This window comes from Afifella aestuarii (assembly GCF_004023665.1).
GTDB classification, from domain to species: Bacteria; Pseudomonadota; Alphaproteobacteria; order Rhizobiales; family Afifellaceae; genus Afifella; species Afifella aestuarii.
The window spans coordinates 1,742,102-1,761,038 of the sequence record NZ_SAUF01000001.1 but is presented as its reverse complement, the minus strand read 5'-3'; the positions used below and the strand labels follow the sequence as shown (position 1 = coordinate 1,761,038).

Here is an 18,937-nt window from a genome sequence, read left to right as displayed (position 1 = left end):
CACGCCTAAAATTCGTTGTTTCTCAACCACATTCTGCCTTGCCCCGACGCTTTGCGTTCAGGAGGTCAGCCTCAGATCAGACAGACATCCCATTAGATCTCGATTCAAAGAGGTTTCGACATGGGAGCTATCCGCAAGGCGAAAGCGCTTTCCACCCACGTATTGTGGGTGATGAGCCTGTTCGCCCTCCTGGCTGTTGGCGGGATGCTGTTCGTCGTTCTGCAAGCGCTCGTGGGCACGGACCATGTCTCCATCGAAAGACAGCAGCAGCTCGTGCGACATGCCATGGAGGCCCAGACGACGCGCGTCTCCGAAGAGCAGAAGAGCGTCACCTGGTGGGATGAAGCCGTCGAGGCGGTCAACGCCCGAGATATGCCATGGATTCACGAGAATCTCGGCGAATGGATGTATCAGTTTTTCGGCCACGACCGCACCCTTGTCGTCGCCCCTGACAACCGCCCAATCTACGCGATGGAAGGAGGCAGGGCAGCGGATCTCGGGAATGCCCGTGAGGTGCTAGACATCGTAGAGCCCGAACTGGCGACCCTCCACCGCCGTTTCGCGGAAGTCGAAGGCCGCGACGCCGTCGTCGAGCGCAGTGTCAAGATGATCGGCGGACACCCCGCGATCATTAGCCTCCTCCCGCTCCTGGCTTATTCGGAAGAGCTGCGTGTCACACCAGGCTCGGAGTACGTGCTCGTCAGCGTGCAGTTCATCGACCGCGCCTTCCTCGATCACATACGTGACGGCTACCTTCTGACCAAGGCCCGCATCCAGGCGAAAGAGCCAGAGAGGTTCGACGAAACCTCTCTGCCGGTTCTGGACTACAAGGGCAACACGCTCGCCTATCTCGCCTGGGCACCTGACCTGCCCGGTCGCGAAATCCTCAACCAGGTGCTTCCGACAGCCGTGATCGCGGGTCTCGCGATGCTTGCGCTTATCGCCTTCTACGCCCGCAACGTCTACCGAAGCTCGGCCGAGATCGAGGCTGGGCGCCTACGCGCACTCCATCTCGCGTCGCACGACGGGCTGACCGGCCTGCCCAATCGCTCAGGCGTCATCCAACAGCTGGAGCGCGTCCTGCCTCTGGCAGGCGGAGAGACCATTGCCCTCCTTTTCGCCGATCTCGACCGCTTCAAGGAAGTGAACGACACCTACGGTCATCCAGCGGGCGATGATGTCATCCAGCAGTTCGCAGCCCGCGTCACGAGCCTGCTCGGCGATAACGACACGCTGGGGCGCCTCGGCGGCGACGAATTCGCCATCCTTCTTCGCAATCTCGCCACGCCAGACGATATCTCGCTGATCTGCGAGCGCATCCTCGCATGCGCCAATGCGCCTTTCTCGATCGCAGGAGGCACGGCCCATGTCGGCGTCTCGATCGGCTACACCTTCCTTCATCCCGACCAGCCCCGAAGCGAATCTCTAAGGCGCGCCGACATTGCGCTTTATGCGGCCAAGCGCGAAGGCCGCGACCGCTTCGTCGCCTTCTCCCAGGAGATGGACGCAGCCCTGCGCGCCCGCCATCTCATCGAAGAAGAACTCGCGGCGACGCTGCTGCGGGGCGGTCGCGATCTCGTCCTTCACTATCAGCCGCAAGTGGCGGGGCGCGACGGCGAAATTCGCGGGGTGGAAGCGCTTCTGCGTTGGCGTCACCCGCGGCTCGGCTTCCTTTTGCCCGGCGCCTTCATTGGCCTCGCTGAAGACACCCGCCTCGTGGTCAAGCTCGACGAGTGGGTTCTGCGCCACGCCTGTCGTCAGGCGCGCGAATGGCCGAAGCTGACCGTCGCCGTGAACATATCGCCCTGCTCGTTCGAACGGCATGGGCTTGCCGGGCGCCTGCTCCGGATCATGCACGAGGAAAGGGTAAATCCGAACCAGATCGAAATCGAAATCACGGAAAGCGTCCTCCTCAAGGAAGGCAGAAGTGCTGCAGAGGAATTGCTGCATCTGAGAAGCCATGGCGTGCGGGTCGCGCTCGACGATTTCGGCACGGGCTATTCGAGCCTCAACCGGCTCAGGATGCTGAAGGTCGACAAAGTGAAGATCGACCGCTCCTTCGTGCAACCGATCGGAGAAACGGCCGATTCGACCGCGATCGTCGACGCAATCGTCGAACTCGGCCACGCGCTTGGACTTTTGGTGACGGCTGAAGGCGTCGAAACCGAGCGGCAGCGCGAATATCTGCGTTTCATCGGCTGCGACGAAATCCAGGGCTTCTTGTTTTCCGGGCCGGTCCCGCCAGAAGCGATCAACGACATGCTGATCGAAGGAAGACAACGCGGCGCCGCCTGATTGCGCAGGCGAGCCCCTTAAAGCGCCAGCATGTGCCGAATATCGGCCGCACAGTCGCAAACCTTTTTGCCCGCGGTTTCGACCACCGGGACGGGACGCGTCCAGGGCCGGTAATCCCGCGCCACAACCTCTTGCCAGGTCGGTCCTGCGCAGCCGTCCGAAACCATCATTCGGGTTTCGACCCGCTGGCGGTGCGCATCACGATCCGTACAGATGATCTCCACCTCCAGAAGCTCTGCGTCGGCTGTGCGCGCGACCTCGCCCCACGCATCGCGGGTCAGCATCCACGGATTGACGCAATCGGCGATGACGCGATGACCCAAGGCGAGATTGTCCGCGGCAGCGGCATAGGCCGCGCGGTAACCGGCATCCTTCATATCGTCATCGACGACGCCGGACGCGCGAATGGCGTTCTCGATGGAATCGATACGAAGCCAGATGGCCTCGATCTCGGCGGCCAGCACACTCGCGATGCTTGACTTGCCGACACCGGGAAGACCGGAGAGAGACACGAGGAGCCCGCGCTTGCGGCTGCGGCTCATGCCGTCTCCGCCTGAGCCCATTCGAGATAGGGTGTGTTCACCTGCACCGTGGCAAGCGTCAGGATGGCCGGGACGTCATAAGGGTGTCTTGCCTCGATGAGGCGACGCAGGTCCGCCTCCCTCTCGGGCGGCGTCTTCAGGATCAACACCGTCTCCTCCTCGTCCTCGATGGCGCCCTGCCAGCGATAGACGGAGACCATTGTGGGAAGGATATTGGCGCAGGCTGCCAGCCTTTCGGAAACCGCGGCTGCAGCGAGCTCTTTCGCCGTCTCCATGTCCGGGCACGGAATATAGAGGAGCATCAACTGCCCCCTCTCCTGCTGCCCGCCCGCAATGCGGTTCCGCTGCTCTTCGTAGTCCATAGTCTTTCGCCTTTGATTTCCGTGTCCGCGAGGGCCTTCCAGGATCCGCACACAACTACAGCTTTGCCGAAGCGGCCGGCTCCGTGCTAGGCGAAACGTGACCCGAAGCTGGGCTCACCACAACCGCCGCTACCGACACGCCCGTCATGACGATCGTATCGCCGATCAAGAAGATCGCCATCATGTCCTCCGATTCGCCCGAGGCCGTGGGGGCGGCAGACCTTTTGCGGGAAACCTATGGCGAGGTCCCGCCCAAAGATGCAGATGTCGTCGTGGCTCTCGGCGGCGACGGGTTGATGCTGCAGGCGCTGCACGCACACATGGATTCGGGCAAGCCGATCTACGGGATGAACCGCGGCTCCGTCGGCTTTCTGATGAATGAGTACAGGCCGGAAGGTCTGATGGAACGCATTTCGGAAGCGAAGGTGGAGCCGGTCCATCCGCTACGCATGAGCGTTCTCACCGCGGACGGCGAAACGATCACGGCGCACGCCGTCAATGAAGTGGCGCTCTTCCGCCAATCCTATCAGGCCGCAAAGCTGAGGATCACCATCGACGGCCATGTCCGCCTCGAAGAGCTCATCTGCGACGGCATACTGCTCGCGACACCGGCAGGCTCGACGGCCTACAATCTCTCCGCCCACGGGCCCATCATCCCGATCAACGCGCCCTTATTGGCCTTGACCCCGATCAGTCCGTTTCGGCCGCGTCGCTGGCGCGGCGCCCTGCTGCCCGATCGGGCCGAAGTGACGCTCGAAGTGCTCGAGACCGACAAGCGGCCGGTCAATGCGGTCGCCGACCACACGGAATTCAAGAGCGTGCGTCAGGTTTCGATCGTCGAAGACAAGACGGTGACCGGCTTTATCATGTTCGATCCCGATCACGGCTGGGACGAACGCATCCTGGCCGAGCAGTTCCGCTACTGACGCTCAGGCGGCCGCCTTGATCTGAAGGGCATAGCCGCGCGCTGCATCACGCTTTGCATCCATCGCAAGACGCCTCAGAAGAGCGAGAAGATCGTCGAGTTCACCCGTCGGCCGGGCTCCGTAACGCAGGAGCACGGCGTCGATCAGCCGGGTCGCGCGCCGATAATCGTGACCGGAACCGGCCTCGCAATCGAGGTCGCGCAGGACCTCCATGACGGTCACGATGACAGGCACGGCGCTCGCGGGCAGTCCGGCCTTTCGAAGAAGTGCGCCGAGCCCGGAGGAGCGCCCGGCGGCCACGAGAGCGGAAACCCGCCGTCGCGGCATATCGGCAAGCGCGGCGATCGCTTGCTCGAAGAAATCGATCTGTCCGCAGACCGCCGCGCGCACGAGGAGCACGGGGGTCAGCTGATCCGAATCGAGAAGTCGGTTGACGAGTTGCACGAGGCCCGCAGGTCCGGCGTCTTCGGCCAAGACGAGGACCGCGCGTTCGAGCGTTTCGTCGGCAACCGCACGCGCCTGCATCGGAGAAAGCCAGCCTCTCGCGGAGACGAAGGCGCACAGGCTGTCAGCCAGATCTTCCAGAAGGACCTGGCGCACGGCCACAGGCAGATCGCGGCGCGCCAAGAGCATTTCGCGCAGCTCCGCCTCGTGGCCATAACGTGCGACGATCCGATCGAGGGAGAAACGCGCCACGCAGGCCCCATCGTTGCAGAGGAGATCCATCACGGCTTCCAGGCAGCCGACTTCCGCGATCGCGGCGGCAAGCGCGCGCGACACAGTCCTGCGACGCGCGATCGCCGCCTGCACTTCCGGCTCGCGTGTCGCCACGAGATCGACGAGTTCGCCGTCGAGGAGAAGCGGCGAGTGTTCGACCACGATCGTCGCCACGTCAAAGTGATCTGCAGACAGCGCGAGAATGACATGGTGCGGCGCCCTCTCGCTGTCTGCCAGCTGTTCCGCGAGCGCCAGACGTACCAGACGATTCGGATCGTCGAGCAGGATGGTCATCGCTGCTTCGAGGCCGTCATGCTCCTCCGGCGACAATTCGGAGGTGAGAAAAGCACGTGCGAGCGCACTCGCGGCTTCCACACGTCGCCTCGGTGCGGCACTTTCGATCCAGGTCAAAAACCGTTCGACGATCATCAAGACACTCTCCTCGGTATGGATCGTGCACGGGGATGATTAATGATCGGTTCACCATAGCGTCGGCCTTTGCGCAGCGTCCTCCTCAGTCCCCAACTATGGCCCCAACGATGGGTGAAAAATGATGCGCTCCTACCTTCTCGTGCCCGCAGACAGCGAGCGGAAGCTCGCGGGAGCGCTGACGAGCGGCGCCGACGCGCTCATCCTCGATCTCACCGATTCGGTTGCCCCGCGGGACAAGGGAAAGGCCCGAAAGCTGGCGACAGACTTTTTGCGCAAGCATGTCGGTCTCATGCGCCCTCGCCTCTTTGTGCGCATCAACACTCTCGCGAGCCCTCTGAGCGAGGGCGATCTCGACCATGTCATGACCGGTGCGCCCACCGGCATCGTACTGTCGGCCGCGGCTGGAAAAGACGATGTCATGCTCCTCGGCGCACGCATCGCCGTTCGCGAAGCGCTTCACGGTCTTCCAGACGGCGGCACACGCATTCTCGCAATCGCAGGAGATCGGCCCGATTCCGTCTTGGCGCTCGGAAGCTATGCCGGCGACGTTGCGCGCCTCTGCGGCCTTGTCTGGTGCGGCGACAGGTCTGCGGCGGGAATCGGGCGCCAGAGGGAGAGCGATGAAGACGACGACTGGGGAAACCCAGCTGCGCTTGCACGCAATCTGTGCCTTTTTGCCGCCGGTGCAGCACATGTCGATGCCATCGATCGCCCCTATCAGGACTTTGCCGACTCAGAGGGGCTTGCCGCCGAAGCAGCGAAGGCTGCTGACGCAGGCTTCGCGGGCAAGATCGCCATCCATCCCTCACAGGTGGCGGCAATCAACGCTGCGTTTACGCCGGATCCCGACGCGGTCGCGCTGGCCGAGGCTTTGATTGCCGCGTTCCGAGAAGCAGGAAACCCGGGCTTGCTCGCGATCGAGGGGCATGCCTGCGATCAGAGCGATCTGCGACGAGCCGAACGCCTTGTCGCGCGCGCCGCTCAGATCACCCAGATCCGTAAGATCGTCAGCCCCTCACCTTCGGATCCTTCGGGCGAATGATCTCGAAGACACCGTCGACCACGGCATAGTCGAAATAGCCGCAGCGCGCGATCGTTCGGGCCGCCGCCATGTCGAAGCGGTCGTCGCGGATGAAGCGGTCATCGACATAGATCGAGACGACTTCTCCGAAAACGACGATGTTGCCGGACCATTGCCCGTCGAGACCGGCGAGACGGTCCGCCTTGAGAAGCCGGCATTCGAGCGCCGTCGGCGCATCGCGAACGCGCGGCGGCTTGACGACGGCGCTCTCCGCCATGGCGAGCCCCGCCTCTTCCGCCTCACTCACCCCGCAAGGATAGGCGGCAGAGGTTGCATTCATCTCTTCGCGGAGATCGAACGTCGTGAGATTGCACACGAATTCGCCTGTCGCCTCGATGTTCTTCACGCTGTCTTTCTCGCCAAAGGACGAGAACATCACGATATGAGGATCGTTGGAGACGGCGTTGAAGAAGGAATAGGGCGCGAGATTGAGACGCCCTTCCGGATCGAGACTCGAAATCCAACCGATCGGACGGGGCGCGACAATCGCCTTGAACGGATCATGTGCGAGCCCGTGGTCCCGCAGGCGCGGCGTATAACGCATCTAAAATCCTCAGTTAGAAAAGAAAGTCGTGAGCGCGGAGATATCCGGCCGGTCGCGTTCCGGCGTTTCCTGGCTCGCCGTTCCGATATGGATGAAGCCGGCAAGCTTCTCGTTCTCACCAACGCCGAGCGCGCGAAGCGCTTCCGCATCGAAGGCGAACCATTGCGTCAGCCATTGGGCGCCGAAACCGTGGCCCGCGGCTGCGTGCAGGAGGTTCATGCAAACGGCGCCCGCCGTCAGCTCCTGCTCCCAGACCGGCACTTTCGCATGCGCGGCCGCTGTCGAGACAACGCCGATGACGACCGGCGCAACCGCAAACTGGGCGGCCTTTCCCGCTTTGCGTTCGGCTTCCGGATCACCGCTCTTCAGAACCAAGGCTTTCAGCGTTTCCGCCAAACGTTGCCGGTCCTCGCGGCCATAGATAATGTAGCGCCAGGGTGCGAGCTTGCCGTGGTCGGGCACACGCGCACCAATGGTCAGAATATCGGATAACGTTTCTGGATCCGGCCCCGGATCGCCAAGCTGGACGGAGGGTGTGCTCCGACGTTTGCGCAAATGGTCGAGAAGGTCGTGCATCGTCGCCTGTGTCATTTTGCCTTTGTGCCGAACGGTTTCCATCATGGCTCGGGCCGTTTCAACCTTGAAATCGACATGGTTCGCCGCTTACGACCAGGAAGAACCATCAACAGCATGAGCCGATGATCCGCTTCACCCCGGCTATTGTCCTAGCTTTCGCGACCGTGGCGACCGCCTTCGGCGGAGCGCTCGCAACCGCACCAGCCTCTGCTCAAGACGGCCTGGGCGGTAGCGGAGCAGGCTTTTTCGGGCCCGGCCCCTCAGATCTCGGTCCGGGCGCTCCTCCGCAAGGAGACGAGCCGAGGAGCATCTTTCGCAAGGACGGGCCCCCGCCTCCCCGGCAGGAAGATCCGCCTCACAAGCTCGACTTCGTCGCGCCTTCGAGCGAGTTCAATCTGCCCGGACCGGAAGAAACCATCATCTTTCCGGACAATCCGGACGGCGATGCAAAGGGATTGCTGCTCGGCGGCAACGTCCTCACGCTGAATGCGCGCCTGACAGATGACAGCCCCGACCTCACCCAGGGTCTGACCTGGAGGATCTTCGGCACCACACCGAGCGAAGACGGCAGCCTGCCGCTGATCGCAACGTCATCCGGCGGAACGGCGCGACTCACCCTGCCCGACGGCGCCTATTACGTGCATGCCGCTTTTGGCCGGGCGGGCGCTACCCAGCGCATCGAATTGAACGGCGTTCCGGAAACCGAGGATCTCGTTCTGGAGGCGGGAGGGCTTCGACTTTCGGCAGTGGTCGGTGACGACTTCCCCGTCGACGAGGACAAGGTCACCTTCGAGATCTTCTATGAGGCGGAAAACGACAAGCGCGAGCTGGTCACGCCCGACGCGGAAGCCGGTCACATCGTGCGGCTGCATGCGGGCACCTACAGCGTCGTCAGCCGGTACGGCACCCTCAACGCCATCGTGCGTGCGGAAATCGAGGTGAAACCCGGCGAGCTGACCGAGGCGGTCATCCACCACGCCGGTGCCGAGGTGACGCTGAAGTTGGTGGAACAAGAGGGCGGCGAAGCGCTCGCCAACACACGCTGGACGGTGCTGACGCAAGGCGGCGACACGATTCACGAATCGGTCGGCGCCTTCCCTCACATCATCCTTGCCGAAGGCACCTACACCGCGGTCGCGCGCCACGACGACACGACCTATGCCCGTGATTTCGAGATCAAGGCCGGCATGAACCGCGACGTCGAAGTCCGGCTGACCGACCTCGTTCGCCCGGAGGGGATGCGCCTGGCTCGTTAGAGCCAGGCACTTTGAGACTTATGCCGCGGCGGCCTGGGCTTCCCCGGCCGGCCGAAGATCAGGCGGCGTCGCCTCTTCCTTCAGGCGGCGAAGCGCTTCTTCGAGAGGCAGTGTCATTTGATCTTTCTGGCCGAGACGGCGCAGAGAAATCGTTCCCTCTTCCGCTTCACGACGGCCGACGACGAGCATCGCCGGCACCTTGCCGACCGAGTGCTCGCGGACCTTGTAATTGATCTTCTCGTTCCTGAGGTCGGCGACAGTGCGAAGGCCCGCAGCCTTCAGCTTCTCATCAACCTCGCGCGCGTAATCGTCGGCTTCCGAGACGATCGTCGCGACCACCGCCTGCACCGGCGCAAGCCAGAGCGGCAGGCGCCCGGCATAATGCTCCAGAACGATGCCGATGAAGCGCTCGAACGTGCCGAAGACGGCCCGATGCAGCATCACCGGACGGTGACGCTCGCCATCCTCGCCGACGTAAGACGCATCAAGCCGCTCCGGCAGCACGTAATCGAGCTGATACGTGCCGCACTGCCAGGTCCGGCCGATCGCGTCGGTCAGGTGGAACTCGAGCTTCGGGCCGTAGAACGCCCCCTCGCCCTCGGCGATCTCGAACTCCACACCGGCCGCCGTCAGAGCATCGGCGAGCGACTTTTCGGCACGATCCCAGGTGGCGTCGTCGCCGGCGCGGGTCTCCGGCCGGGTCGCGAGCTTATAGCGGATATTGGTGAGGCCCATATCGGTATAGACGCGCGCAAACAGCTTCAGGAAGCGCTCGGTCTCGCTCACCACCTGCTCGTCCGTGCAGAAGATGTGCGCATCGTCCTGGGTCATCTGCCGGACGCGCATCAGCCCGTGAAGTGCACCATGCGCTTCGTTGCGATGGCAGCAGCCAAATTCGGCCATGCGGATCGGCAGGTCGCGGTAGGATTTGATCCCGTGCTTGAAGATCTGCACATGCGCCGGGCAGTTCATCGGCTTGAGCGCCAGCCAGGTATCGACCTCGTCGGCGAGAACCGGCCCATCTTCTTCCGTATTCGGGGTCTGATCGGGGACCACGAACATGTTTTCACGGAATTTCGACCAGTGCCCGGATTTCTCCCAGAAGCTCGAATCGAGAAGCTGCGGGGTTTTCACCTCCACATAGCCATCCTCATCGAGGCGCCGGCGAATGTAATCCTCCAGCACCCGCCACACGGCATAGCCCTTCGGATGCCAGAAGACCGACCCCTGCGCCTCTTCTTGCAGATGAAACAGGTTCATCTCGCGCCCGAGACGGCGGTGGTCACGTTTTTCCGCCTCCTCGATCATGGTGAGATAGGCGTCGAGCTCTTTCTTGGAGGTCCAGGCGGTGCCGTAGATGCGCTGCAGCTGCTGGCGGCTGGAATCGCCGCGCCAATAAGCGCCGGCCAGTTTCGTCAGCTTGAAGGCGTCCCCGATCCGGCCGGTCGAATCCATATGCGGGCCGCGGCACAGATCGAACCAGTCACCCTGGCGATAGATCTTGACGTCGTCGCCTTCGGGAATCGCATCGACGAGTTCCACTTTGAACTGCTCGCCCATTTCGCCGAAGACACGCTTCGCCTCGTCGCGGTCCCACACCTCCTTCGTGAAGGGGCGGTTGCGCGCGATGATCTCACGCATCTTCGCTTCGATGGCGGTGAAGTCCTCGGTCGAAAACGGCTCCTGGCGGAAGAAGTCGTAATAGAAGCCGTCCTCGATCACAGGCCCGATGGTGACCTGCGTGCCGGGGAAGAGCTCCTGCACGGCCTCCGCGAGGACATGGGCGCAATCGTGACGAATGAGGGACAGCGCCTGCGGATCCTCGCGCGTGACGATCTTCACCGTAGCGCCTTCCGGCAGCCTGTCGGCGAGATCGGCGAGCTGCCCGTCGACTTCGACGGCAACGGCTTTCTTCGCCAAAGATTTGGAGATCGACGCAGCGAGATCGGCACCGCTCGCCCCTTCGGGCAAGCTGCGCTCCTGGCCGTCGGGAAGTCTAATCCGGCTCATGACAGCAAAGTCCGGGCCCATCGGCCCGCTCCATAGTTCAATCCGAAAAGCGTTCGGTGATGTGTCGGCCCGTCCATAGGCCGTAGCGCCACGGCGTATACCAGCGGGCATTGTCGGGCAAGCGGGCTGGCACCGGGTCGAGCCCATTGCTGCCGAAAGGATGACAGCGCGAGAAGCGGGCAAGCCCCATCCACAGCCCGGGCCAGGCGCCGAAGGTGCGGATCGCCTCGCTCGTATACTCCGAACAACTCGGCAAATGCCGGCACGTGCGGCCCATGATCGAGGACAGCGAGAGCTGATAAATCCTGATCATTCCGAGGAGACCACTGGCGACGGGCGAGAAACGCCGCGGCTTCAGCCGACCGCCTTCTGATCCTTCGGCCCTCTCCATAGCGTCACGCGGCCTGACCGGCGCCGGCGGCTTTCCGGCTCTGCCCGTTCTCGAACGAGGACGAACCTTCGTGGCCAGCCGCCTCGATCTGATCGAGCGCATCGACGACGGCGTCGAATGTCAGCATCGTCGAGGCATGCCGCGCCTTATAATCGCGCACCGGCTCGAGAAAACGAAGATCGGCCCAGCGGCCTTGCGGCGACGGGCCGTTCTCCTTGAGCATGGCGCGCATTTCCTCACGAACCTGCCGCAGCTCGTCGGGCGTCGAACCGATCACCGTCCGCGCCATGATGGAGGAAGACGCCTGGCCGAGCGCACAGGCCTTCACTTCATGCGCGAAATCCGCGATCCGGCCATCCTCCAGCTTCAGATCGACGGTGACCGTCGAGCCGCACAAGCGCGAATGCGCCTTGGCGCTCGCGTCGGGATCGGCAAGCCGTCCGATGCGGGGAATGTTCCCTGCGAATTCCAGAATTTTGGCGTTATAGACGTCGTCGATCATAGGTCACTCCGCTCGGGGGGTGGCCGAGCTTGGGCAAAATCATTACTTCGCCTTATATAGGTTCGACAGGCCGGCGTCACACCTCCACCCGAGAGCGGCCGGCACGTCTCGAAAGGACGCAAGATGGACAGCACGTTGAAGCTCTTCTCCTCGGCCGCGGTGGCGGGTCGGAGGCCAAGCCGCGAGGAGGCAGAAGCTGCCGTGCGAACGCTGATCGCCTGGCTCGGGGACGACCCCGACCGCGAGGGTCTGCGCGACACGCCGCGGCGCGTGGTTTCGGCTTATGAGGAGCTTTACGCCGGCTACCCCCAGGATCCGGGGACATTGCTCGCGCGCACCTTCAAGGATGTGGGCGGCTATCACGACATGGTGCTGGTCCGCGACATCGCCTTCTACTCGCATTGCGAGCATCACATGCTCCCCTTCTTCGGGCATGTGCATATCGCCTATTACCCGAACGACGGCGTCGTCGGGCTGTCGAAGATGGCTCGCGTCGTGGAAGCCTACGCGCGCCGCCTGCAAACGCAGGAGACGATGACGGCTCAGATCACCGATGCGCTCGAAAACGCTTTGAGCCCGCGCGGAGTCGCGGTGATGGTGGAAGCCGAACATATGTGCATGTCGATGCGTGGCGTGCAGAAGCAGGGCTCGTCCACCATGACGTCGCGCTTCACCGGCCTCTTCCATGAAGAGGCAGCCGAACGCGAAAAATTCCTCAATCTCGTGCGTCCGACAGGCCGCTGATCACGGACGCCGGTGTCGATGAAGGATGATCAGGCAACGGCCTCTCCCGAGGCCGTCATCGAAGAGACGCAGGACTTCCGGCCCCGCTTCAACGAAGCGGGCCTCCTGCCCTGCATCACCCAGGATGCCGAAAGCGGCGATGTCCTGATGATGGCGTGGATGAACCGCAAGGCTATCGATCTCACGCTCGCCACTGGCGAGGTGCACTATTTCAGCCGCTCTCGGAACTCCCTGTGGAAGAAGGGAGAGACCTCCGGCGCCATCCAGAAGCTGATCGAGCTCAGGATCGACTGCGACCAGGATTGTCTTCTCGCGCGCGTCGCGGTGGCCGATCGCGCCAGGACTTGCCACACCGGCCGCACCGACTGCTTTTACCGCACCGCGGAGGCAACGCCCGAGGGACTGCGCCTCCGCATTCGCGATTAGGCGTTCCGATCATCCCTGCGTCACGTATTCCCGGATCGCTTCGGCTTCGTTCTGCACCTCGGCGATCCGACGTTTGACTACGTCCCCGATCGAGATGATCCCGACGAGCTTGCCATCCTCCTCGACGGGCAGATGGCGAAACCGCTCATTGGTCATCATTTCCATGAGATCGTCGGTCGTATGATGCATTCGGCAGATCCGCACGCGCGCCGTCATAAAATTGGCCACCGGCTGACTGAGCGCCCCTGACCCCTCGCGGGCGACAGCAGAGACGATGTCGCGCTCCGACAAAATACCTTTGATGGCCGCGTCCTCGGTCACGACGACCGCGCCGATACGATGTTCTGACAATGTGACGGCGACTTCGTGCAGGCTCATCTGCGGCCGGCACGTCACGACGTCATTGCCTTTGCTCTCCAGCAATTGCCGTACATGCATATCTAGTCCTCCCCGAATGCGGACATTTGCCCGAATGCGAACGTTTGTTTCGTCCGCTTATCGGTATCCTAGGGCGAGACGGCATAAGTTTGAACTCTTCTGAGATCGAGTTTTCTCAAAGAACCAAGATTCCTAGGAGCCTATGAACGAGTTTGGCGTCCGACCGGATCGAAAAAAGGAAAAAGAAGAAGGCCTGCGAGAAACCCGCCGATATGGGCCTGCCAGGCGATCGCGCCTCCCACACCCGGGAGCATCTGCCCGCCGACTCCAAACAGGAGATTGATGCCGAACCACATCAAAATGAAGAAAGCGGAGTACGGATTGAGAAGGCTCGCTCTCAGACCAGGATCTGGCACGAGGTAGGCTTCCGGGCGCGCGCCTCCCCCCGCCAGAGGACCGCCCGGCGCAAAGGCGAAACGCGCGGCCGCAGCCGTAATGCCGGAGACGCCAGCGGAAGCTCCGATGACGAGGGTCTCGTTCCCCGGCATCGCCAGAAACTGCGCGAGCGCACCCGCGGCGATCGTCACCAGCAGCAGGACGAGGAAGCGCGAGGCTCCGAAACGCCGCGCCACGGCACTCCCGAAGCTCAGCATCCAAAGAACGTTCACGCCGAGATGCAGCCAGTCGGCGTGCAGCAGCGCATAAGTGAGGGGCGTCCAAAAGCAGGCAGCGATCCCTCCAGGGAGGAATGAAGCCGCACCCGTATAGCGTGCCGGCACGAAGCCGAACGTCATGAGCACCTCGACGTCGCTCTGGTAAGGCAACAGGGCGCGGATGACATGCACGATAAGGAGCGCACCGACCGTCCATACGAGGACCGTCGGCAGGTTGAACATTCTCTCTCGTTCTCGTTCTTGCATGGGCGGGTCGCTTCTTCGGAGACAGGCGAAAAGGTGGAGCATCCGGGGGATTACGGCCCACCCCTTCGCAAGCACAGAGCGTCCGGGCAAGGAAAAGACTTGGAAAAACACTGTTTCTTTCTGCCACACACGCTTACAGATGGTTAACTTGCACTATGATAGTTTTGCCACAGGCGCCTGGCTTCACGAGCAATGACCATCGCTTCCACAGACACTGACATGCCCGAAGAGACGGTGGAGATCACCGTGGAGGACCCTGAAGGCAATCGTCGTCAACACGAGCGTGTCGAGGTCAACCTGCTCGGCCGCTGCATGTTTGCGGATCAGGAAGAGAACCCATGCGAGATGCGCAACGTCTCCGCAGGCGGGGCCGCGATCATCAGTCCTCTCAAAGGGAATGTCGGCGAGAAGATCATCATCTATGCCGAGCAGATTGGGCGCATCGAAGGCATCATTACGCGGCACACGCAAAATGGCTTCGCCATCACGATCACGGCGTCTGCGCGCAAACGGGAAAAGCTCGCGAATACGCTCGCCTGGCTCGGACGGCGCGACGTGCTCAAGCTCCGCGACGACCGCCGCTCCGTGCGGCGTGTGCCGGCCACCACGGAAACTCGGGTCACCCTGCCCGGCGGCAGGCAGGTCGATTGCAAGATCATCGACATGTCGAAGACCGGCGCAGCGCTGGCGATTTCAGAGCGCCCGCCGATCGGCTCCCGCGTCAATCTCGGCCGACTTGGAGGACGCGTCGTACGCCATTTCAGCGACGGCATCGCCATCGAATTTATGCGCATCATGTCGGAAGAAGAGATCGAGCAGATTATCGAGGAAGAGTTCTTCACAGACGGGAGTCTATGACGCCCCTCTTTGCCCCTCTTCGTAACAACATCTTTTTAACCAGACCGATAATCGACTCTGATGTAAAAGCACTTCAACTTGCCGACAATTTCAGGAAAACTTCCTGATTTCAACCAAATGGTAGGCAGCGTAAAGAAGAGCTTGCCGAAAGCGTGAAACTCCGAAAGAACCGCTTAGCCCACGCATAAGCGGCCGGGGATACGGTCTCCCAAAACGGGGGATCGCGATATGCGGTTGAACAGAGTGACCGGAACAGTGCTTGGGGCAGCTTTTGCCCTCGCCATCTTTGTGGCGGCCCCGGCGGAGGTCCAGGCCCAACAGACAAGCTCCGGTCTTGGCATCAGGATCACGGGCAGCATCAGCGCGCCGGTTATGCGCACGGGACGCTATGCCTCGCCACCCATCGGACATCGTGCCTTCTGCAAATCATTTCCGGACGAATGCGCGGTTCATGGCGGCCGCTCGCCCATACAGCTGACGCCGTCGCGCTGGCAGGATCTTGTGCGAGTCAACAATTACGTCAACGACACTGTCAAAGCGGTGACGGACGAAGAATATTATGGGCAGGAAGAAGTCTGGACACTCCCGCAGGGCTACGGCGATTGCGAGGATTACGTACTTCTGAAGCGCAAGCAGCTCGTGGCACGCGGCTGGCCCACATCCGACCTTCTGGTCGCCGTCGTTTTCGACGAAGTGGGCGCCGGCCATGCTGTGCTCGTGGTGCGCACCGATCGCGGCGACTACGTGCTCGACAACAAGGTCTCCGATATCCGGCTGTGGAGCGAGACCGGCTACCGTTACGTGAAACGGCAGGACATCGCGGATCCGAAGAAGTGGGTCGCCATCGACGATTCCCGCTGGCAGCCGCTCGACGCCACAGGTCGCGTACGCTGAATTTGACCTAGCCTGGTCGCCTCCAAACTCTCCCGTCCCCGACCGGGCTCAGCGGCCGGTCTCCGAAAGGAGGCCGGCCGGCGCTTTATCGAGCGGGGAAATTCTGGGTGTCAGGCAGGAGCGTTCTATATTTCTCCGAGCGATTCCCGAAAGCGTCGGCCGTTGTCGACATATCTCGCGGCCGATTCCCGCAGGCCCTCCTGCGCAGCCTCGTCGAGCGTGCGCACCACTTTGCCCGGGGAACCGACGACGAGAGAATAATCTGGGATCTCCTTGCCCTCGGTGATGAGGGCGCCGGCGCCGATCAGACAGAAACGGCCGATCTTGGCGCCGTTCAGAACGATCGCGCCCATCCCGACGAGTGAAAAATCCCCGATCGTGCAGCCATGCAGGATGGCGCGGTGGCCGATCGTGCAATCGCGACCGATCGTGCAGGGGAACCCGGGATCGGTATGGATGACGCTGAGATCCTGAACGTTGGAACGAGGGCCGACGGTGATCGGCTCGTTGTCGCCCCGCAGGACAGCGCCGAACCAGATGCTCGCGTCTTCTCCCAGGCGCACGTCGCCGATCACACTTGCGCAGGGCGCGATCCAATACGCCCCGCTCTCGGGCAGGTCAGGCTTCCGTTCTTTCAGACAATAAATGCTCATGTGCGGGCAGCCACCAGGAACTGAGAAACACCGTGCCTGAACATGCACTCCACAGCCCCGCCACCACAAGTCCGAGACACACGATCTCAGGCCCTGCTTCCCCGCGGCGCAAAGCGACGAAGCACGTCAAGGTGCACGTCGCGATCGCTGGAAAGATAACGTAACCGTCTCAGATGGGCCCAACGAGATACGGGCGGCCGCTCACCGCGACCGCCCGCATTTTCACGTCATGTTCGTCTGCGGCGGCCTTCAGGCGCGCAGGTCGAAATCCAGGATCGCCATCGAGAAATTGTAGGAGAGATCCTCATCCTCATCGTCCCGGAAAATGAGGCCGACGAATTCCTCGCCGACGAACACCTCCGCCGAATCGTCCTTCCGCGGCCGAGCCTTCACCTGGATCTTCTCGTTGTCGAAAAGCCTCTGCAGGTAGGCCTGGAGTTTTTTCAGTTCGTCGATGCTCAACGCGACACCCTTTAACTTGGTTTGGCCCGTCCTGACATAACGAGGGGCCGATCTCAACCGGCTCAGCCGGAAACGTCGTCGCTGCCCTGCTCCGCCTCGCGCAAGAGCTGATCCATGGAACGACCGGGTTCGTCGCGGCCCGCTTTTCCGACGATTCGCGCCGGCACGCCCGCAACCGTGACCATAGGCGGCACCGGTTTCAACACGACCGAGCCGGCCGCCACCCGCGAGCAATGGCCGATTTCGATATTGCCGAGAACCTCGGCGCCGGCGCCGATGAGGACGCCATGACGAATCTTCGGATGGCGGTCGCCACAGGATTTTCCTGTCCCACCGAGCGTCACGTTCTGCAGGATCGAGACATCGTCTTCGATCACGGCCGTGGAGCCGATCACGATACCCGTCGCGTGGTCGATGAAGATCCCCCGGCCGAGAGGAACGGCGGGATGAATATCGACCTGGAAAACTTCCGAAGCCCGGCTTTGCAGATAAAGCGCGTAATCCTTGTGACCTTGCTGCCAAAGCCAATGCGCCAGCCGGTGCGACTGGATCGCGTGGAAACCCTTGAAATAGAGGACCGGCTCGATCAGCCGCTCGCAAGCCGGATCGCGGTCATAGACGGCCATCAGATCGATGCGCAGAACCTCCGACAGTTCCGGCTGATCCTCATACATCTCGCCGAAGGACCGGATGATCTGGCCCGTCGAAATGCCGGGATGGCGCAGCCTGTCGCCGACACGGTGAGCGACCGCATCCTCCAGCCGCGGATAGTTCAAGATCGTCGAATAGATGAAGGCGGCCAGCACGGTCTCGCGGGCGACGATGTCCTCGGCTTCGCGGCGCAGCTGCGCCCAGACCGGATCGACCGTTTCGGCTCCCGAGCTCAGGCGGGTTTGTTCGACAGCCATATCGGCTCCTCTCGCTGCGTCACGATCCGGTTCTCCGGCGCCCGGATATCTGGTGCGGTGCGCCCAGTTGGCCAGAGAGGTTTTGCAGGCTCTCTCTGCCTTCGCCACCGCTCTCGCGGACCACGCACCGTGTTATATAGCTTCCATTGAAAATCAGCATATGCCGGCGCGACCCGGGGTCAACAGCTCGCCGACATGATCGGCGCCGGTTCGCACCCATCGCCCACCACGCGCTGACGCCGTTAAGCTGCTTTGCGCAGCCTCTCCAAAAACTCCAGAACGGCGGCCTTGGTCGCCTTGTCCCCCACCGCGCGCATGTGGTCACGCCGCGGGATGATCGCGGTCTCGGCGCCGGGGATGAGTTTTGCCAGCGCTTCCGGATCGCCGGCCACCTCATCCTCGGACCCTACGACGATCAGGACCGGCATCGTGAGCTTGCCGAGCATATCGGGAGTAAGGTTCTCGCGGCCCGCCTCCATACAGGCGGCAAGCGCCAGGAGATCCGAACCGGTCTGTTCGGCGAAGACGCGAAATCCTTTTGCGGTCTCGCCAACGACCTCGTCCATGGAGGCGGCGCGCATGCCGGCTGCAACGTCATCAGCCTCGCCGAACCCCTGGATGAGCTGATCGCCGAGCCCGCCGATAACGAGGGCTTCAACCTTCTCGGGTGCAGCGACGGCAAGATGCGCGGCGATCCGCGCGCCCATCGAATATCCCATCATGAGGGCTCGTTCGAGGCCGAGATGATCGAGAAGCTCCAGCATATCCCGCGCCATCCGGTCCATGCCATAGGCGTCGGCGGAATGCGGTGCGTCGGACCAGCCATGGCCGCGATTGTCAGGCGCGATGACGCGATATCCGGCCTCATTGAAGGCCGACACCCAGCCGGTGGACTGCCAGTTGACCCGGTGGCTCGAAGCGAAGCCATGGATAAGGAGAAGCGGTTCGCCCTCTCCCTGGTCGAGATAGGCGATGGCGACGCCGTCTGACGTTTCAAAGGAGGGCATGAGAAGGATGGACGTGCAAATGGATCATGCCGCCGCTTAGCCCTTCATGTGGC

General features: G+C 62.4%; 22 protein-coding genes. 8 read left to right on the top strand and 14 right to left on the bottom strand.

All coding sequences use genetic code 11. From position 1 onward, the window contains the following. Nucleotides 1-120: 120 nt before the first annotated feature. Nucleotides 121-2,295, top strand: coding sequence for a putative bifunctional diguanylate cyclase/phosphodiesterase (locus EO094_RS08275; RefSeq protein ID WP_128291725.1), 2,175 nt, complete (start codon nucleotides 121-123; stop codon nucleotides 2,293-2,295). Between the two features lie 17 nt (nucleotides 2,296-2,312). On the opposite strand, the gene EO094_RS08270 is transcribed toward EO094_RS08275, so the two are convergent. Continuing rightward, nucleotides 2,313-2,837 (bottom strand): P-loop nucleotide/nucleoside kinase family protein, encoded by a 525-nt coding sequence (locus EO094_RS08270; RefSeq protein ID WP_128291724.1) that lies wholly within the window; start codon nucleotides 2,835-2,837, stop codon nucleotides 2,313-2,315. After that, nucleotides 2,834-3,199: a divalent-cation tolerance protein CutA gene (cutA, locus tag EO094_RS08265; protein WP_128291723.1), complete on the bottom strand. Its 366-nt coding sequence runs from the start codon at nucleotides 3,197-3,199 to the stop codon at nucleotides 2,834-2,836. The genes EO094_RS08270 and cutA overlap by 4 nt, the downstream gene beginning before the upstream one ends. Before the next feature lie 146 nt (nucleotides 3,200-3,345). Here cutA and EO094_RS08260 point away from each other — a divergent pair, with 146 nt between their 5' ends. After that, nucleotides 3,346-4,125 carry an NAD kinase gene (locus tag EO094_RS08260; protein ID WP_128291722.1) on the top strand — a complete coding sequence of 260 codons (780 nt, stop codon included), beginning with the start codon at nucleotides 3,346-3,348 and terminating at the stop codon, nucleotides 4,123-4,125. A 3-nt stretch (nucleotides 4,126-4,128) separates the two neighbouring features. Here the strand turns inward: EO094_RS08260 and EO094_RS08255 are convergent, their stop codons facing one another. Next, nucleotides 4,129-5,271: a DUF2336 domain-containing protein gene (locus tag EO094_RS08255; RefSeq protein WP_246008441.1), complete on the bottom strand. Its 1,143-nt coding sequence runs from the start codon at nucleotides 5,269-5,271 to the stop codon at nucleotides 4,129-4,131. A gap of 121 nt (nucleotides 5,272-5,392) precedes the next feature. Between EO094_RS08255 and EO094_RS08250 the strand changes: the two genes are divergently transcribed. Then, the gene (locus EO094_RS08250; RefSeq protein WP_246008398.1) at nucleotides 5,393-6,316 is read left to right on the top strand and encodes an HpcH/HpaI aldolase/citrate lyase family protein; all 924 of its coding nucleotides are present in this window, start codon (nucleotides 5,393-5,395) and stop codon (nucleotides 6,314-6,316) included. Here EO094_RS08250 and EO094_RS08245 read toward each other — a convergent pair. Together EO094_RS08245 and EO094_RS08240 are read right to left on the bottom strand one after the other, a co-directional pair. Next, on the bottom strand, nucleotides 6,282-6,899 hold the full coding sequence (locus EO094_RS08245; RefSeq protein WP_128291720.1) for a flavin reductase family protein: 618 nt from the start codon (nucleotides 6,897-6,899) through the stop codon (nucleotides 6,282-6,284). The genes EO094_RS08250 and EO094_RS08245 overlap by 35 nt on opposite strands. A gap of 9 nt (nucleotides 6,900-6,908) precedes the next feature. Further along, the gene (locus tag EO094_RS08240; protein ID WP_246008397.1) at nucleotides 6,909-7,490 is read right to left on the bottom strand and encodes a nitroreductase family protein; all 582 of its coding nucleotides are present in this window, start codon (nucleotides 7,488-7,490) and stop codon (nucleotides 6,909-6,911) included. A 107-nt stretch (nucleotides 7,491-7,597) separates the two neighbouring features. Between EO094_RS08240 and EO094_RS08235 the strand changes: the two genes are divergently transcribed. Next, entirely contained in the window at nucleotides 7,598-8,731 is a 1,134-nt protein-coding gene (locus EO094_RS08235) for a hypothetical protein (protein WP_128291719.1), read from the top strand. An 18-nt stretch (nucleotides 8,732-8,749) separates the two neighbouring features. Here EO094_RS08235 and thrS read toward each other — a convergent pair whose 3' ends face one another. The 3 genes from thrS to EO094_RS08220 all read right to left on the bottom strand — a co-directional run bounded on the left by thrS (nucleotide 8,750) and on the right by EO094_RS08220 (nucleotide 11,634). Beyond that, nucleotides 8,750-10,741 carry a threonine--tRNA ligase gene (gene thrS / locus EO094_RS08230; protein ID WP_128291718.1) on the bottom strand — a complete coding sequence of 664 codons (1,992 nt, stop codon included), beginning with the start codon at nucleotides 10,739-10,741 and terminating at the stop codon, nucleotides 8,750-8,752. A gap of 37 nt (nucleotides 10,742-10,778) precedes the next feature. Further along, nucleotides 10,779-11,054 carry a membrane protein insertion efficiency factor YidD gene (gene yidD, locus EO094_RS08225; RefSeq protein WP_246008396.1) on the bottom strand — a complete coding sequence of 92 codons (276 nt, stop codon included), beginning with the start codon at nucleotides 11,052-11,054 and terminating at the stop codon, nucleotides 10,779-10,781. Nucleotides 11,055-11,136: 82 nt separating this feature from the next. Continuing rightward, complete coding sequence (locus EO094_RS08220) at nucleotides 11,137-11,634, bottom strand: iron-sulfur cluster assembly scaffold protein (RefSeq protein ID WP_128291716.1); 498 nt, start codon at nucleotides 11,632-11,634, stop codon at nucleotides 11,137-11,139. A gap of 123 nt (nucleotides 11,635-11,757) precedes the next feature. On the opposite strand from EO094_RS08220, the gene folE reads away from it, so the two are divergent. After that, nucleotides 11,758-12,378 carry a GTP cyclohydrolase I FolE gene (folE, locus tag EO094_RS08215; protein ID WP_128291715.1) on the top strand — a complete coding sequence of 207 codons (621 nt, stop codon included), beginning with the start codon at nucleotides 11,758-11,760 and terminating at the stop codon, nucleotides 12,376-12,378. 18 nt (nucleotides 12,379-12,396) lie between these two features. Then, nucleotides 12,397-12,804, top strand: coding sequence for a phosphoribosyl-AMP cyclohydrolase (hisI, locus tag EO094_RS08210; protein WP_128291714.1), 408 nt, complete (start codon nucleotides 12,397-12,399; stop codon nucleotides 12,802-12,804). A 9-nt stretch (nucleotides 12,805-12,813) separates the two neighbouring features. On the opposite strand, the gene EO094_RS08205 is transcribed toward hisI, so the two are convergent. Continuing rightward, nucleotides 12,814-13,242, bottom strand: a complete 429-nt coding sequence (locus EO094_RS08205; RefSeq protein ID WP_128291713.1) for a CBS domain-containing protein — start codon at nucleotides 13,240-13,242, stop codon at nucleotides 12,814-12,816. Between the two features lie 140 nt (nucleotides 13,243-13,382). Beyond that, entirely contained in the window at nucleotides 13,383-14,078 is a 696-nt protein-coding gene (locus tag EO094_RS08200) for a rhomboid family intramembrane serine protease (RefSeq protein ID WP_246008395.1), read from the bottom strand. A gap of 243 nt (nucleotides 14,079-14,321) precedes the next feature. Between EO094_RS08200 and EO094_RS08195 the strand changes: the two genes are divergently transcribed. Further along, nucleotides 14,322-14,960: a PilZ domain-containing protein gene (locus tag EO094_RS08195; protein WP_128291711.1), complete on the top strand. Its 639-nt coding sequence runs from the start codon at nucleotides 14,322-14,324 to the stop codon at nucleotides 14,958-14,960. A gap of 228 nt (nucleotides 14,961-15,188) precedes the next feature. Beyond that, nucleotides 15,189-15,854 carry a transglutaminase-like cysteine peptidase gene (locus EO094_RS08190; protein WP_128291710.1) on the top strand — a complete coding sequence of 222 codons (666 nt, stop codon included), beginning with the start codon at nucleotides 15,189-15,191 and terminating at the stop codon, nucleotides 15,852-15,854. A 125-nt stretch (nucleotides 15,855-15,979) separates the two neighbouring features. Here the strand turns inward: EO094_RS08190 and EO094_RS08185 are convergent, their stop codons facing one another. The 4 genes from EO094_RS08185 to EO094_RS08170 form a co-directional block, all read right to left on the bottom strand. Further along, entirely contained in the window at nucleotides 15,980-16,507 is a 528-nt protein-coding gene (locus EO094_RS08185) for a gamma carbonic anhydrase family protein (RefSeq protein ID WP_128291709.1), read from the bottom strand. A 249-nt stretch (nucleotides 16,508-16,756) separates the two neighbouring features. Continuing rightward, nucleotides 16,757-16,969 (bottom strand): DUF3126 family protein, encoded by a 213-nt coding sequence (locus EO094_RS08180; RefSeq protein ID WP_092816236.1) that lies wholly within the window; start codon nucleotides 16,967-16,969, stop codon nucleotides 16,757-16,759. A 62-nt stretch (nucleotides 16,970-17,031) separates the two neighbouring features. Then, nucleotides 17,032-17,877 carry a serine O-acetyltransferase gene (gene cysE, locus EO094_RS08175; protein ID WP_092816238.1) on the bottom strand — a complete coding sequence of 282 codons (846 nt, stop codon included), beginning with the start codon at nucleotides 17,875-17,877 and terminating at the stop codon, nucleotides 17,032-17,034. Between the two features lie 242 nt (nucleotides 17,878-18,119). Then, nucleotides 18,120-18,884 carry an alpha/beta fold hydrolase gene (locus tag EO094_RS08170; protein WP_128291708.1) on the bottom strand — a complete coding sequence of 255 codons (765 nt, stop codon included), beginning with the start codon at nucleotides 18,882-18,884 and terminating at the stop codon, nucleotides 18,120-18,122. Nucleotides 18,885-18,937 lie beyond the last annotated feature (53 nt).